The sequence below is a fragment of the Bradyrhizobium sp. CSA112 genome, assembly GCF_029051645.1.
Taxonomy (GTDB): Bacteria; Pseudomonadota; Alphaproteobacteria; order Rhizobiales; family Xanthobacteraceae; genus Bradyrhizobium.
Window position 1 is genome coordinate 1 of record NZ_JAACFS010000012.1, and the last position, 15,891, is coordinate 15,891.

The window sequence follows — 15,891 nt, forward strand, 5'->3', positions numbered from 1 at the left end:
CTGGCCAAAGACTTCGAGGCAACCATCGCCAGCGCGGAAGCCTGGATCCTGATCGCAAGCATCCGCCTGCTCTCCCGCCGCCTGGCTAGAACCTGAGATGCCAATGACTTATTTTGAGTCAGACTCTCAGGATGAGGTCTGACACCATCAAAACGGGTTGGTGACAATCCCGCCGTCGACGCGGAGCGCGGCGCCGTTGGTGGCGCTGGAGGCCTTTGAGCAGACATAGCAGATCAGATTGGCGACCTCTTCCGGCTTGGCGTAGCGCTGCAGCAGCGACGCCGGGCGCCGTTCGCTGAAGGTGCGCGCGACGAGATCCTCGACCGTCGTTCCCATCGTTTTTGCGCGCGCGGCGAGGCGGACCGGCGCCAGCTCTACCCAGGTCGGGCCGGGCATCACCGAATTGACGGTTACGTTGGTGCCTTTGGTCGTCTCCGCCGCGCCGCGCGCGATCACGAGCTGCGCCGATTTGGAGAAACCGTAATGCACCATCTCCTTCGGAATGTAGACGCCGGATTCGCTGGAGACGAACACGACACGGCCCCAGTCCTTGTCATCAAGCATCCGCTTCAAATAATGCCGCGTCAGTCGGACCCCGCTCATGACGTTGACTTCGAACATCTTTGACCAGTCCGAATCCTCGATCTCGAAGAATCCCTTTGGCTCGTAGATGCCGAGATTGTTGACGAGGATGTCGACGTCGGGAAATTGCGCCACCAGCGCGGCACAGCCCGCCGCATTGCCGAGGTCGAAGGCTGCGGCATGCACCTTAGCCGACGGCGTAGCCTCTTGAACTTTCGCCACGGCCTCACCGACCGCCGCCTTATCGCGCCCGTTGACGATCACCTCCGCGCCCATTTGCGCAAGGCCAACGGCCGTGGCGAGCCCGATGCCGCGCGTCGAACCGGTGACGAGCGCCGTCTTGTCCGTCAGGTCGAGATCCATGCGTTACCCCTTCGCTTTTCTTGTAGCCGCTTCTATCTGGCCGGCGGCACGATGAAGATGTTCCAGGCCGTCGCGGGGCCGGGCATCCCTAAGAAGAATCGCCGCGTGGTCATCACCATGCGCTCGGCATTAGCAGCATGGGCCTTCATCCACGCCTCGCATTTTTCCAGCTTCCAGTCGCCGGCCTCACAGATGCCGATGAAGCCCGATCGCTCGGCGTCGTCGAGCGAGGTCAGGCCCGACGACCACGGTTCGTCCGGGGTCAGCGGCGCCGGATGATCGGGGCTGTAGAAGGTGACGGGCTGGCCGGTATCGGTATAGGCCGCGACCACCGGCCAGCGCGAATGAAAGCGCGTGTGCCAGGCTTCCGTCAGTTCGCGGGCGAGTTCGGAACGCGCCCGGTAGGTCGCACCCGCCGTGCGTTTTTCACCCAGCTCATAGGCCACGATACTTGGTGATACCGCGAGCACGACGAGCGAAATCACCAGCCACGTCGCCGTCAGGTTCAACAGCGAGACTGAGCGCACCCGCACCGCGGGAATGGCGATCAGCGCGAGCGGCGTCAGGAAGAACAGCGGGATGCCCCAATCGGTCTTGATGTAGACGTGGAATATCAAGGCGCCGAGCGGCGGCCCGATCGCCACCACCGCCTGGATGATCCAGACATTGAGCGCCCGGGAGGTATTCACGCCGGAATTGGCGCCGCGCGCAAAGGCCGGAAACGGCGCCAGGCGCCACGGCCGCCAGACAAGCGCGATCGCGCCGAGCGCCACCGGCAAAGTCAGCAGCGCGAGATTATGCCCGACATAGCCAAGTGCGAGATCGTTGATCATCGCGCGGTCGGTGAGGGAGTAGGTATCGCCGGCATAGGTGAGCGGGACGAAGTCGACCTGCTTCAACCACATCAAATGCGGGAGCATCGCAACCGCGAGCGTGGCTATCGCGACCCACGGCGCCGGCGAGCGCAGGAACTGCAGGCGCGCGGGATGGATCAACGCGGCAAGGCCGATGGCGCCGATCATGGTCAGCACCCAGTATTTGGTCATCAGCGCCAGCGCACCGGCGAGCCCGAGCCACACGCCGGATTTGATGCTGCGCTTCTCGAACGCATCGAGATAGGCCAGCACGACGAGCGGCAGCGTGACGAGCTGCAACAGGTCTGGATTGTATTTGAAGCCCTTGAAGTTGAAGATCGGATAGAGCGCCAGCATCAGCACGACGAAGAACGCGCGGCGGTGATCGACGACGCGTAACGCCAGCAGCCAGCAGATCACGAGCCCCGCGCCCAGCGTCGCCATCGCCAGTGCGTAGGTCGCCCAGTCGGTGACCGGAAAGATCATGAACCAGACGCCGGCGACCCAGCCCGACAGCGGCGGGTGCTTGCCATAGCCGAGCAGGAACTTCTGCCCCCAGGCGAAGGCTTCGGCGACGTCCATGTGGATGTCCTGCCCGGTCTTCAGATTGACCAGGATCAGCGTCCACAGCACGGCGTGAGCCACGGCAAGGCCGGTCACCAGCCACAGGGCGGCCTTCGGATCACGGGCGCGGGAGGCCAGCCACGCCGCCAGCCGCCGAATGGAGGGAAAACGCTTGCCGCGCGCGGCCGTAGGCAAAATGGATGCAGTCGACATGACCCATTCCGTAGCGTGTTTTTGCCTTGAGTGGAATCAGCTTGGCGTGAAGAAACTCCCTTAAAATACAGCAAGATGGTTGCCGCACGGTGATGTGAATGCTATCCCGCGCCCCATGACAACGACGCCGATTTCCAACATTCGCAACTTCTCCATCGTCGCCCATATCGACCATGGCAAATCGACGCTGGCCGATCGCCTGATCCAGATAACAGGCGGGCTGACGGATCGCGAAATGGCGGGCAAGGAGCAGGTGCTCGATTCCATGGATATCGAGCGCGAGCGCGGTATCACCATCAAGGCGCAGACGGTGCGGCTGAACTACCGCGCCAAGGACGGCAAGAATTACATCTTCAACCTGATGGACACGCCCGGCCATGTCGACTTCGCCTACGAAGTCTCGCGGTCGCTGGCGGCCTGCGAGGGATCGCTGCTCGTGGTCGACGCCAGCCAGGGCGTCGAGGCGCAGACGCTCGCCAACGTCTATCAGGCGCTCGACAACAATCACGAGATCGTGCCGGTCCTCAACAAGGTCGACCTGCCGGCAGCCGAGCCGGACAAGGTCAAGCAACAGATCGAGGACGTGATCGGCATCGACGCCTCGAACGCCGTGATGATCTCGGCCAAGACGGGCCTAGGCGTTCCCGACGTGCTGGAAGCCATCGTCACCCGCCTGCCGCCGCCGAAGGGCGACCGGGATGCGACGCTGAAGGCGCTGTTGGTCGATAGCTGGTACGACGTCTACCTCGGCGTCGTCGTGCTCATTCGCGTCGTCGACGGCACGATGAAGAAGGGTGGCCGTATCCGCATGATGGGCACCAACGCGGCCTATGATGTCGAGCGCGTCGGGTTCTTCACGCCGAAGATGGAGCAGGTCGACGAGCTCGGTCCCGGCGAGATCGGCTTCATCACCGCGGCGATCAAGGAGGTCGCCGATACGCGCGTCGGCGACACCATCACCGACGACAAGAAGCCGGTCACCGAAATGCTGCCGGGCTTCAAGCCGGCGATCCCCGTGGTGTTCTGCGGCCTGTTCCCGGTCGATGCTAACGATTTCGAGACGCTGCGCGCGGCGATGGGCAAGCTACGGCTCAACGACGCCAGCTTCTCCTACGAGATGGAAACCTCCGCCGCGCTGGGCTTCGGCTTCCGCTGCGGCTTCCTTGGGCTCCTGCACCTCGAAATCATTCAGGAACGACTGTCGCGCGAGTTCGACCTCAACCTGATCGCGACCGCGCCGAGCGTGATCTACAAGATGCACCTGACGGACGGCCAGGAAATCGAGATCCACAATCCCATCGATATGCCCGACGTGGTCAAGATCGCCGAGATCGAGGAGCCATGGATCGAGGCCACGATCCTCACCCCTGACGAATATCTCGGCAGCGTCTTGAAACTCTGTCAGGACCGCCGGGGCGCGCAGAAGGAGCTGACCTATGTCGGCTCCCGCGCCATGGTGAAATACGATTTGCCGCTCAACGAAGTCGTGTTCGATTTCTACGACCGCCTGAAATCGGTCTCCAAGGGCTACGCCTCATTCGATTATCATTTGACCGACTACAAGCCGGCCGACCTCGTCAAGATGCAGATCCTGGTCAACGCCGAGCCGGTCGACGCGCTGTCGATGCTGGTGCACCGCACCCGCGCGGAGGGGCGCGGCCGCGCCATGGTCGAGAAGATGAAGGAATTGATCCCGCCGCACATGTTCCAGATCCCGATCCAGGCCGCGATCGGCGGCAAGGTGATCGCCCGCGAAACCGTCCGTGCGCTGCGCAAGGACGTCACCGCCAAATGCTACGGCGGCGACATCACGCGCAAACGCAAGCTTCTGGAGAAGCAGAAGGAAGGCAAGAAGAAGATGCGGCAGTTCGGCAAGGTCGATATCCCGCAGGAAGCGTTCATCGCCGCGCTGAAGGTGGATAGCTGAGCGCGTGCCGCACGACGCCCTCAGCATACAGAATTTCGAATCGACGGCTATGACCGGAAAGGCCTTGGGCAAACCGGCTTTTGGCAATTCCTTGAAATCTCTCTTTTCATAGAAGCGATGCGCCGCCCGGAATTTGTCCGTGGTGCCGAGAAAAATCTCCGCGACGCCCGGCGCGCGGGTATGCGCCTAACGCAACTCACAATCGCAGCTCTCCGAATGATAGGGTTGCTTTCCACCGCATTGCGCGAGCGCGGCGAATAGGCCACCATCTTGCCGTGCACATAAGCAACAATACAAGCGCGGGGAAACGCATGAACAAGTCCTCCGGATTTTCCTACGGCTGGGTCGTGGTCGCCGCGGGCGCGCTGATGACCTGCGTGGCGTTCGGCGCGATGTTGTCGCTGGCGGTATTCCTGCAGCCGATTTCGGAGGCGATGGGCTGGTCGCGCAGCGGCGTCTCGGCGGCGGCGACGATCGACTTTCTCGCAATGGGGCTGGCGGCGTTCTTCTGGGGCGCGCTGTCCGACCGGTTCGGCACCCGCATCGTCGTATTTTCAGGCACGCTGCTGCTCGGCGCCGGGCTGATCGGGGCGAGCCAGGCCACCAGCCTGTGGCAATTCCAGTTGGCGTTCGGGGTATTGATCGGGATCGCGGCCGGCAGCTTCTATGCGCCGATGGTGGCCGCGGCGAGCGCCTGGATCGAACACCACCGCAGCCTCGCGGTTGCGCTGGTGTCGGCCGGCATGGGCGTATCGCCGCTGACGGTTGCCCCGTTCGCAAGCTGGCTGATCACGAGCTATGACTGGCGCACCGCGATGCTGGTGATCGGCATCGCCGCGTTGGCGTTGTTGATTCCGGCCTCTCTGCTGGTGCGACGGCCGCCGGCGCCCTCAACACTTATGGCCGCAAACGGAACCGGCGCTCCTGACGGGCAGTGGACCGTCGCGCAGGCGCTGCAAACGCCGCAATTCGTCATCCTGGCAGGTGCGCATTTCGCCTGCTGCGCGGCGCATTCCGGGCCGATCTTCCACCTGGTGAGCTACGCCATGGTCTGCGGCATCGCGCCTTTGACTGCGGTTACCGTCTACAGCCTTGCCGGATTCTCCGGACTCGGCGGCCGGCTCCTACTCGGCGTATTGGCCGATCGCCTCGGCGCCAAGCACGTTCTGGTCGGCGGCCTGTTCGTGCAGGCCCTGTCGATCGCCACCTTTCTCGCCGTCGGCCAACTTGGCGAATTCTATGCGCTGTCGGTGATCTTCGGCCTCGCCTATGGCGGCGTGATGCCGCTCTACGCGGTGCTGGTGCGCGAATATTTCGGCGTGCGCATCATGGGCAGCATGTTCGGCGCGGTCTCCGCCTTCGCCAGCCTCGGCATGGCGCTGGGGCCATTGGCCGGCGGATGGGTGTTCGACACCTTCCACGCCTATAACTGGCTGTACGTCGGCTCGTTTGCCATCGGCATGGCCGCCGTCGCCGTGGCATTCAGCTTCCCGTCGGCCAGGCGGCCGTCGCAGCCCTCCCTCGATCTGGGGCGGGCAACGGCGTGAGAGGCTGGCAATCGCCGCCGCCTTGATCACCAATGACGGATGGGTCACCATCGCGGTTACGTCAAGAAGAGAACGAGAGGAAGCGCATGAACAAGCATCCCGGCCTCGACCTCGTCGAGCGCGCCCGAGCGCTTGCTCCCTTGATCATGCGCGAGGCCGACGAGATCGAGCGGACGCGGCGGCTGACATCAGCGGTAACACAGGCGCTGATCGAGAACGGGCTGTATCGCGCGCTGCTGCCGCAAAGCTTTGGCGGCGCCGAGGTACCGCTCGAGACCTTCATGCAGATGCAGGAGGAAATCGCCAAGGCCGATGCCTCGACCGCGTGGTGCGTCGGCCAGTGCAGCGTCTGCGCCATGACCGCGGCCTATCTCGATCCCGATGCCGCCAATGAGATTTTCAACGTCGCGCCCGGCATTCTGGCCTGGGGCGCGATCAACCATGAAGTGCAGGCGGTTGCGGGCGGTTACAAAGCCAGCGCGCGCTGGGATTTTGCCTCCGGTTCGCGGCAGGCGAGCTGGTTGGGCGCGCATGTCCGCGTCGTCGAGGCCGACGGCAGCCCGCGACGCAAGCCCGATGGGTCGCCGGAGATCCGCACCATCCTGTTTCCGGTGACCAGCGCCACGATGTATGACGTCTGGGACGTGATCGGCCTGCGCGGCACCGGCACCGATTCCTACTCGGTCGACAACCTTTTCATCCCCGAAAAATTTGCAGCGCTTCGCGACGAGCCGGCGGCGCTACGCGAGAGCGGCCCGCTGTACAAGCTCTCCACCAACATGGTGTTCGGCATGGGCTTTGCGGCAACCTCGCTCGGCGTCGCGCGCGCCACGCTCGATGCGGCGATCGACCTTGCCCGCGCCAAGACGCCGCAGGCGCTGAAGGCGATGCGCGACAACAACGCCGTACAGGGGGTGATCGGCCGCACCGAGGCGACATTGCGCGCGGCGCGGGCCTATCTCTACGCGACCGCTGCCGAGGTCTGGCGCGATCTGGCGCACGGCGAGGCCACCACCGAAGCGCACCGCGTCGCGCTTCGCATCGCCACCACCTGGACCATCCATCAATCCACCGCCGTGGTCGACACCGCCTATCACATGGCCGGCGCCACGGCCGTGTTCAACGCCAACAAGTTCGAGCGGCGCTTTCGCGACATGCACGCCATCGCCCAGCAGATCCAGGGCCGCGACGCCCATTATGAAGATGCCGGCAAGGCGATCCTTTCCGGTAACCTCGATAAGCCGCCGACGGCGCGCTGAGGTAGCCGTCCGGCTCGCGCGGCGAGAAGGTGCCCGAGAAAGCGTTGCGTCACTGCATCGCGCTGGCGCTGACCTATCATGCGCGGAAGCGGAAGACGGCCAATAGACGCGCGTAGCCCGGATGGAGCGAAGCGCAATCCGGGACAGACTGGTCCGCTGCGCGATGGCCCCGGATTTCGCTTCGCTCCATCCGGGCTACGCCACCAGTGCCGCGCCATAGCCGCGCTGCGCCTTCAACAGGCTCACGATTTCCGCATTGGGCCGCGCGCGGCTGAACAGGAAGCCCTGCCCCTCCTGGCACCCCTCGTCGCGCAGGCAGTTGACTTCGGCCTCGGTCTCGACGCCTTCCGCCGTGATCGTGACGCCCAGGCCCTTGCCGAGACTGATGATCGAACGCACGATCGCCTGCGCATCGGGGTTGGCGGCGAGATCGCGCACAAAGGACTGGTCGATCTTGATTTTGTCGAACGGAAAGCTGCGCAGATAGCTGAGGCTGGAATAGCCGGTGCCGAAATCGTCCATCGAGATGCGAACACCGAGCGCGCGCAGCGCATGCAGCGTCGCCAGCACCTCGCTGCTCTTTTCCAGAAGCAGCGTCTCGGTGATCTCGAGTTCCAGGCGCTTCGCCGACAGGCCGGACTGGTTCAGCGCATCCATTACCAGCGACAGCAGATTGCCGACACGGAACTGCAGCGGGGACAGATTGACCGCGACGCGGATGTCATCGGGCCATTGCACCGCATCCATGCAGGCGCGGCGCAGCATCAACCCGCCAACGGCGTTGATCAGTCCGGTTTCCTCCGCAACGGGGATGAATTCGGCCGGCGAAATCATGCCGCGCTCGGGATGCGGCCAACGCACCAGCGCCTCGAAGCCGGTGATGCGCCCGCTCGAAAGATCGACCAGCGGCTGGTAATAGGGTCGCAGCACATCGCTCTGGACGGCCTCGCGCAGCTCGGTTTCGATCTTGCGGCGGGCCTGAGCTCGCGCGTCCATCCCGGCCTCGAAGAACGAAAACGTACCCCGAGAATCGTTCTTGGCGCGCGACAATGCGAGATCGGCGTTCTTCAAGAGCTTCTCGGATTCATCGCCGTCGCCGGGCGACATCGCAATGCCGATGCTGGCGCCGATCACGACGGAATGCCCGTCCAGCAGATAGGGATCAGCGATCACGTCCAGCAGGCGTCTCGCCAGAAACGCCGCATCCTCAGGCCGCGTCACCCTGCTCTGGACGATCACGAATTCGTCTGAGTTGAGCCGGGCCAGTGCATCGCCCTCGCGCAATATCGATCGCAATCGCTTGGCGACGCCGCGCAGGAGCGCGTCGCCGATACCATGGCCGAGCGTGTCGTTGACCGCCTTGAAATGGTCGAGACCGAGCACGAGCACCGCCACCTGCTCGGCGCTGCGGCGCGTGCGCAGCAGGATGTCGTCCATCTTCTGACGCAGCAAATTGCGGTTCGGCAGCCCGGTCAGGCCGTCATGCTGGGCCATGAAAGTCATTTGCGCTTCGGCGCGCTTGCGTTCGGTGATATCCATCAGCGCGAGCAGGACCGCCGGCTGATCGCCATAAACGAGCTGGCGCGAATAGATCGCCAGATCGATCAGCGCACCGTCGGCCCTGACATGCTTCCAGGTGCGCGCTGCGCGCTCATCGCCAGAATGGCTGTCGGCCCACGGCAACTCGGGGTCGAAGGCCTGCAGGCTGCGGATCGTCAGCTTCTCGAATTCGCTGCGGCTGTAACCGTAATGCTGGATCGCGGCGTCGTTGACGGCGAGAATGCGTTCGTCACGCAGTGCGCAGACAATCATCGGAATCGGATTGCTGTCGAACAACAGCCGGAACGACGCCTCGCGCTGCTTCAACTTTGCAGCGGGCTTTGCCGGCCGGCCTAGAAAGCGAACAATCGCCGTCTGCTTTGGCTTTCTGGTCTTTCTTGGCTTCTTCGGCATTGCTACGCTCTACTCGCACTCTACGCGCAAAGTTTTCGGATAAGTTGTCTGAAAAAATAGTATCTCTTGTCGATGAAACTGGCCCCGTGCGTGGTCATGCGCAGCCTGAGAGAAGCGGCGACCGCACGCTTTGCGTGTATCGTCAGTCGAAGCGGTCGGCGGGAGTCGCAAATTCACGTGGCAGAAACCGCAACACCGGTAACGGGCGCACGACCTGCGTCCTGGATGCACAAGGAATGCGCGAAACGCCGTGCGTGCATATAAATATAGGTCAAATGATCGACAGGGTTATCGGACGGTTAACGATGGTGGCGACATAACGCCCGTTCAGCTGAACGCAGCGGCGCGGCTTGCGCTTCCGGCACGACGTCGTGATCGTAAAGCCGTTTTCGGAATGCTGCATGCGCTGAGATCTCGGCATCGCGAACGCCAAGATCGGCGCAGGAAGAGTCGCAGCGCATGCCGTTCTCCCGCGCACCGCGCTGAACCGCCGCCACCCGCTTACGCCGCAGCCGCTCACACGCACGCCTCCTCGAACCGTCCGGCAGGGCTTGCTGGCGCGCGAATAATAGCAAAAAGCGAGAGAATGAAAGCTGGAGCGGAATTCACCAACGATGGTGGAAATCCCTGCTCCAGTTGATCTCGATGCGGGTATCGCGTGGACCGTTGCGCAGGACGCAGCGAATCCGGGTTAATCTTAACCCGGCGGGCGCGTCGCGATTGCAGGGACCAGGCAATGGCGTTTGCCGCGCTTTTCCCCTGTTGCCCATTCGTGCTACTGTTGCGCGAATAGAGTGATCTGATGAGCCCCCGCCTGATTCTGATTCCGCTCCTGACCTTGATGACTGTCGCCAATGCCGCGAGCGCATGGGCGCAGGACAAGGGCACGGTCAACCCGAAGCCGCTGCCGCCGCTCGCCAACCCCAACGATCCCAAGATCGCCGCCAAGGAGCTGTTCGGCCGCAAGTTATTGCCGGCGGCGATGCCGACGCGCGTGCACGGGTTCTATGCCCACGGCTGCATCGCGGGCGCGGAAGGGCTGCCGATCAACGGCGACAATTGGCAGGTGATGCGGCTGTCGCGCAATCGTTACTGGGGGCATCCCAACCTGGTCGCGTTGATTAAGCGGCTCGCGGCCAAAGCGCGCCGGGATGCCGGCTGGCCGGGCATATTGGTCGGCGACATGTCGCAGCCGCGCGGCGGGCCGATGTTCACCGGACATGCCAGCCACCAGGTGGGGCTCGACGCCGACATCTGGCTGACCCCGATGCCGAACCGGCAATTATCGCGCAACGAGCGCGAAGATATGTCCGCCGTGATGATGGTGCGGACCGATCGGCTCGACATCGACCCGCAGGCCTGGACGCCGACCCATCTCGCGGTGATCCGCGCCGCCGCGCTGGAGCCCAGCGTGCAGCGCATCTTCGTCAATGCCGCCATCAAGAAGGCGCTGTGCCGCGAAGCCAGAGGCGATCGCGGCTGGCTCCACAAGGTGCGGCCAATGTACGGCCACGACTATCACTTCCACATCCGCATGAGATGCCCGTCCGGCGCCGGCGAATGCGAGAGCCAGCCCGAACCGAACGAAGGCGAAGGCTGCAGCGCAGGCGATCTCGCCTACTGGTTCAGCGATGCGGTGCTGCATCCCAAGCCGCCGAAAGTGCCGCCGAAACCGAAGCCGCCGATGACGATGGCTGAGCTGCCGCCCGCCTGCAAAACCGTATTGCAGGCGCCGGACGCAAAGCCCTGACCGCGCAAGATCAGACCCGCAGGAGAATGACAATGAAGATTTTGCCTCTGATAGCGTCCATCGCTTTTGTCACAAGCGTGCATGCACAAACCCCATATGCCGGAATGCAGTCGCGTTCGATCAAGGCGCTTTCGGATCAGCAGATCGCCGACCTCAATGCCGCTCGCGGCATGGGTCTGGCGCTTGCCGCCGAATTGAACGGATATCCGGGCCCGTTGCACGTTCTCGAGCTGGCCGACAAGCTTGAACTCTCGGCCGATCAGCGCGCGAGCATGCAGCGCCTGTTCGATTCGACGAAGGCCGAAGCGATGCCGCTGGGCGTGAAGCTGATCGAGCAGGAAGCCGAGCTGGACAAGCAGTTCGCAACCCGCACGGTCACGCCGGAGAGCCTGAAGGCGTCCACCGCGGCCGTTGCCACGACGCAGGGAATGCTGCGCGAAACTCATCTGAAATATCATTTGTCGACTGGAAGCATTTTAACGCCAGCGCAGATGACGAAGTATGCGGAATTGCGAGGTTACGGCAGCGGCCACAGGCGTCAGCATCACCATTGACAGTTCGGAAAGGCCGGACCGATCTCAACTCAGTGAGGTCGAGCCGCCTTTACCTCGGCTGCCATCCTGATTATGTTGGGGCTGGCGATATCCCTATCGACCGCAAGTCCTCAGGGGATTCCGGAACGGCGCTTCCGACCATCGCCTCATCGACCCGACCAACGCCTGTCTTGTGCGCGCTGTCTGCGCCTCGCAAGCATGCATGGAGCGCCTCATGTATCGCCGTACCGGTATCTTCATTGCCCTTGTCCTTCTGATCGGCGCGCTCTGCCCGCCCGCGGTCGCGCAGGAAAGGACCGTGAGCGTCTTTGCCGCGGCTTCGATGAAGAACGCGCTCGACGACATCAACACCGCCTACACGGCCAAGTCTGGCGTCAAGATCACCGTCAGCTACGGCCCGAGCTCGGGGCTGGCCAGGCAGATCGAACAGGGTGCGCCGGCCGACGTGTTCATTTCCGCCGATACCGACTGGATGGACTACGCGACGTCGAAGAAGGCCATCCGTCAGCCGAGCCGGGTCAATCTGCTCGGCAACAGCATCGTGCTGATCGCGCCGAAAGATTCCAGGATCGACAATGTCGGTATCGCGTCAGGCTTCGACCTTGCGAAGCTCGCGGGCGACGGCAAGATCGCGACCGGCGACGTGAAATCCGTTCCCGTCGGCAAATATGCCAAGGCGGCGCTGGAAAAACTCGGCGCATGGGAAGCCGCCGAGCCGAAATTCGCGATGGCCGAAAGCGTGCGCGCGGCGCTTACGCTGGTAGCGCGCGGCGAGGCTGTTCTCGGCATCGTCTATTTCACCGACGCCAAGGTCGAGCCCGGCGTCAAGGTCGTCGGCACCTTCCCGGCTGATTCCCATCCGGCGATCATCTATCCGGTGGCGGCGACGACCACCGCAAAGCCGGAGGCCTCGGATTATCTCGCCTTCCTGCGCTCGACTGCGGCGAGGACCATACTCGAAAAGTACGGCTTCAAGTTTCTCGTCAGCCCCTCGACCTGATGTTCGAGATTTCGCCCGCCGAATGGACGGCCATCCTGCTTTCGCTGCGGGTGGCCGTTGTTGCGACGCTGGTGGCGACGCCGTTCGGCATCGCGCTGGCGTGGCTACTGGCGCGGCGTGAATTCTGGGGCAAGTCCATCCTCGATGCTCTGGTTCATCTGCCGCTGGTGTTGCCACCCGTCGTGACAGGTTATTTGCTGCTGCTGACGCTCGGCCGCCGCGGCCTGGTCGGCGCATGGCTCGCCGACAACCTCGGCATCGTGTTCGCATTTCGCTGGACCGGAGCTGCGCTTGCCTGCGGCGTGATGTCGTTTCCGTTGTTGGTCAGGCCGATCCGGCTCTCGATCGAGGCGATCGACCGCCGACTGGAACAGGCATCGAGCACGCTCGGCGCCGCACCATGGCAGGTGTTCGCCACCGTGACCTTGCCGCTGGCACTGCCGGGCGTACTCGCCGGCATGGTGCTCGGCTTCGCCAAGGCGATCGGCGAGTTCGGCGCCACCATCACCTTCGTCTCCAACATCCCCGGCGAGACCCAGACCATTTCGTCGGCGATCTATTCGCTGATCCAGACGCCGGATGGCGACAGCGCGGCCGGGAGGCTGGTTGTCGTTTCCACCGTGATCGCGATGGGCGCGCTGATCGCCTCCGAATGGTTCGCGCGGCGCGCCACCAAACGCCTGCATGGAAACTGACCATGCTGCGCGTCGACGTCACCAAACAGCTCGGCGAGTTCTCGCTCGAAGCCTCGTTCGAAAGCCAGGGCCGCGTCACCGGCCTGTTCGGCGCGTCCGGCGCCGGCAAAACCTCGCTGATCAACATCATAGCCGGGCTGTTGCGGCCTGACCGCGGTATTATCGCGCTGGACAATGAGACGCTCGACGATACATCCGCAGGCGTCCATGTGCCGCCGCATCGTCGGCGCATCGGTTACGTGTTCCAGGACGCACGGCTGTTTCCGCATCTTAACGTGCGGCAAAACCTCGATTACGGCCGGCGCATGAACCGGCTCGCCGAAGATCAAGCGCAGCACGCGCGGATCACCGATTTGCTCGACATCGGCCATCTGCTCGACCGCCGTCCCGGCCAGCTCTCCGGCGGCGAGCGCCAGCGCGTCGCCCTCGGCCGCGCGCTGTTGTCAAAGCCGCGCCTGCTGCTGCTAGATGAGCCGCTGGGATCGCTCGACGAGAGCCGCAAGGAGGAAATCCTGCCCTATTTGGTGCGGCTGCGCGACGAAGGCATTCCCATGGTCTATGTCAGCCACGACGCCGCCGAGCTGCGTCAGCTCGCGACGCAGATCGTGATGCTGAGGCGCGGCCGCGTGACCGCGCTCGGCGGTGTCAAGGTGCTGACGTAGGTGACGGTGGTTTGTAGGGTGGGCAAAGCGCAGCGTGCCCACCATCGAGAGGCGTTTTAATGATAGATGGTGGGCACGGCGCGAGGGCGCCTTTGCCCACCCTACGAAACCCTTTACTCCGGAACGACGCGCACCGCGCCGCGGGCCGCACTCGTCGTCAGCGCCGCATAGGCCTTCAGTGCCATCGTCACGTTGCGGCTGCGCTTCTTGGCGGGCTTCCACGCCTCCGCCCCGCGGGCCAGCATGGCTTCACGGCGCTTCGCCAGCGTGGTGTCATCGACCATCAGGCTGATCGAACGGGCGGGGATGTCGATCTTGATGCGATCGCCATCCTCCACGAGGCCGATCAGGCCGCCTTCGGCGGCTTCCGGCGAGATGTGCCCGATCGACAGGCCTGAGGAGCCGCCGGAAAAGCGGCCATCGGTGATCAGCGCGCAGACCTTTCCGAGCCCCTTCGATTTCAGATAGCTGGTCGGATACAGCATCTCCTGCATGCCGGGACCGCCGCGCGGACCTTCATAACGGACCACGACGACGTCGCCGGCGTTGATCTTGCCGCCCAAAATGCCTTCCACCGCGGCATCCTGGCTTTCGAAGATCCGCGCCGGCCCCTCGAACTTAAGGATGCTCTCATCGACTCCAGCGGTCTTCACGATGCAGCCGTCCAGCGCCAGATTGCCTGACAGCACGGCAAGGCCGCCATCCTTCGAATAAGCATGCTCGGCGTCGCGGATGCAGCCCGTCGCACGGTCGGTATCGAGCTCCTCGAACCGGCGCTCCTGGCTGAACGCGACTTGCGTCGGCACATTGCCCGGCGCCGCCGTGAAGAACTTGCGGACGCTTTCGCTCTTGGTGCGCACGATGTCCCAGCGGCCGAGCGCGTCCTCCAGCGTCTTGGAGTGAACCATCGGCAGGCCGCGATTGAGCAGGCCCGCGCGGTCGAGCTCGCCCAAAATGGCCATCACGCCGCCGGCGCGGTGGACATCTTCCAGATGCACATCGGCCACCGACGGCGCTACCTTGCAGAGAACAGGCACCCGCCGCGACAGGCGGTCGATATCCTGCATCGTGAACGGCACCTGTCCTTCATGGGCGGCAGCCAACAGATGCAGCACCGTGTTGGTCGAGCCGCCCATGGCGATGTCGAGCGTCATGGCGTTCTCGAACGCCTTGAAGTTCGCGATCGTGCGCGGCAGCGCGGTTTCATCATCCTGCTCGTAGTATCGCCGCGCCAGATCGACGATCAGATGCCCCGCCTCGACGAACAGGCCCTTGCGGTCGGCATGGGTGGCCAAGACCGAGCCGTTGCCCGGCAGCGCCAGCCCCAGCGCCTCAGTAAGGCAGTTCATGGAATTGGCGGTGAACATGCCCGAACACGAGCCGCAGGTCGGACAGGCCGAGCGCTCGATCACTTCCACGTCGGCGTCGCTGACATTGCTGTCGGCGGCTGCGACCATGGCGTCGATCAGGTCCACCGCGCGGACCTTGCCCTTGAGATTGACCTTGCCGGATTCCATCGGACCGCCCGAGACGAACACGGTCGGGATGTTGATCCGCAGCGCCGCCATCAGCATGCCGGGCGTGATCTTGTCGCAGTTGGAGATGCACACCATGGCGTCGGCGCAATGCGCGTTGACCATGTATTCGACGCTGTCGGCGATGATCTCGCGCGACGGCAGGCTGTAGAGCATGCCGTCATGGCCCATCGCGATGCCGTCATCGACCGCGATGGTGTTGAACTCTTTCGCGACGCCGCCCGCCTTCTCGATCTCGCGCGCGACGAGCTGGCCGAGATCTTTCAGGTGCACGTGGCCGGGCACGAATTGGGTGAACGAATTGACCACGGCGATGATCGGCTTGCCGAAGTCCTCATTCTTCATGCCGGTGGCACGCCAGAGGCCGCGGGCGCCCGCCATGTTGCGGCCGTGGGTCGTGGTTCGGGAACGGTAGGCGGGCATGGTCTGTCCT

Annotated in this window: 12 protein-coding genes and 2 pseudogenes; 9 read left to right on the forward strand and 5 right to left on the reverse strand. The window is 63.8% G+C overall.

The annotated features are described in order from the left end of the window. Positions 1–96 (forward strand): annotated as a pseudogene (locus GWE18_RS20525) (IS5/IS1182 family transposase); the annotation flags it as partial. 51 nt (positions 97–147) lie between these two features. On the opposite strand, the gene GWE18_RS20530 reads toward GWE18_RS20525, so the two are convergent. Next, complete coding sequence (locus GWE18_RS20530; RefSeq protein WP_275187523.1) at positions 148–945, reverse strand: SDR family oxidoreductase; 798 nt, start codon at positions 943–945, stop codon at positions 148–150. Between the two features lie 32 nt (positions 946–977). Next, a complete protein-coding gene (locus tag GWE18_RS20535) occupies positions 978–2,576 on the reverse strand; it encodes a glycosyltransferase family 39 protein (protein WP_275187524.1) in 1,599 nt (532 codons plus the stop codon). A gap of 115 nt (positions 2,577–2,691) precedes the next feature. On the opposite strand from GWE18_RS20535, the gene lepA reads away from it, so the two are divergent. After that, complete coding sequence (gene lepA, locus GWE18_RS20540) at positions 2,692–4,503, forward strand: translation elongation factor 4 (protein ID WP_275187525.1); 1,812 nt, start codon at positions 2,692–2,694, stop codon at positions 4,501–4,503. A gap of 30 nt (positions 4,504–4,533) precedes the next feature. On the opposite strand, the pseudogene GWE18_RS20545 reads toward lepA, so the two are convergent. Continuing rightward, positions 4,534–4,689, reverse strand: a pseudogene (locus GWE18_RS20545) (GNAT family N-acetyltransferase); the annotation flags it as partial. 125 nt (positions 4,690–4,814) lie between these two features. Here GWE18_RS20545 and GWE18_RS20550 point away from each other — a divergent pair. Together GWE18_RS20550 and GWE18_RS20555 are read left to right on the forward strand one after the other, a co-directional pair. Continuing rightward, the gene (locus GWE18_RS20550) at positions 4,815–6,050 is read left to right on the forward strand and encodes an MFS transporter (RefSeq protein ID WP_275187526.1); all 1,236 of its coding nucleotides are present in this window, start codon (positions 4,815–4,817) and stop codon (positions 6,048–6,050) included. Positions 6,051–6,136: 86 nt separating this feature from the next. Beyond that, positions 6,137–7,309, forward strand: a complete 1,173-nt coding sequence (locus tag GWE18_RS20555; RefSeq protein ID WP_275187527.1) for an acyl-CoA dehydrogenase family protein — start codon at positions 6,137–6,139, stop codon at positions 7,307–7,309. A 195-nt stretch (positions 7,310–7,504) separates the two neighbouring features. Here the strand turns inward: GWE18_RS20555 and GWE18_RS20560 are convergent, their stop codons facing one another. Beyond that, the gene (locus tag GWE18_RS20560; protein ID WP_275187528.1) at positions 7,505–9,262 is read right to left on the reverse strand and encodes an EAL domain-containing protein; all 1,758 of its coding nucleotides are present in this window, start codon (positions 9,260–9,262) and stop codon (positions 7,505–7,507) included. Positions 9,263–10,064: 802 nt separating this feature from the next. On the opposite strand from GWE18_RS20560, the gene mepA reads away from it, so the two are divergent. From mepA to modC, 5 genes are all read left to right on the forward strand, one after another. After that, positions 10,065–11,012 (forward strand): penicillin-insensitive murein endopeptidase, encoded by a 948-nt coding sequence (gene mepA / locus GWE18_RS20565; protein ID WP_275187529.1) that lies wholly within the window; start codon positions 10,065–10,067, stop codon positions 11,010–11,012. A gap of 32 nt (positions 11,013–11,044) precedes the next feature. Beyond that, a complete protein-coding gene (locus GWE18_RS20570) occupies positions 11,045–11,566 on the forward strand; it encodes a Spy/CpxP family protein refolding chaperone (RefSeq protein WP_275187530.1) in 522 nt (173 codons plus the stop codon). Between the two features lie 214 nt (positions 11,567–11,780). Continuing rightward, positions 11,781–12,566: a molybdate ABC transporter substrate-binding protein gene (gene modA, locus GWE18_RS20575; RefSeq protein WP_275187531.1), complete on the forward strand. Its 786-nt coding sequence runs from the start codon at positions 11,781–11,783 to the stop codon at positions 12,564–12,566. Then, entirely contained in the window at positions 12,566–13,261 is a 696-nt protein-coding gene (gene modB / locus GWE18_RS20580; protein WP_275187532.1) for a molybdate ABC transporter permease subunit, read from the forward strand. Before modA ends, modB begins: the two co-directional genes overlap by 1 nt. A 2-nt stretch (positions 13,262–13,263) precedes the next feature. Continuing rightward, on the forward strand, positions 13,264–13,923 hold the full coding sequence (gene modC, locus GWE18_RS20585) for a molybdenum ABC transporter ATP-binding protein (protein WP_275187533.1): 660 nt from the start codon (positions 13,264–13,266) through the stop codon (positions 13,921–13,923). A 113-nt stretch (positions 13,924–14,036) separates the two neighbouring features. Here the strand turns inward: modC and ilvD are convergent, their stop codons facing one another. Next, a complete protein-coding gene (gene ilvD / locus GWE18_RS20590) occupies positions 14,037–15,881 on the reverse strand; it encodes a dihydroxy-acid dehydratase (protein WP_275187534.1) in 1,845 nt (614 codons plus the stop codon). Positions 15,882–15,891: the final 10 nt, after the last annotated feature.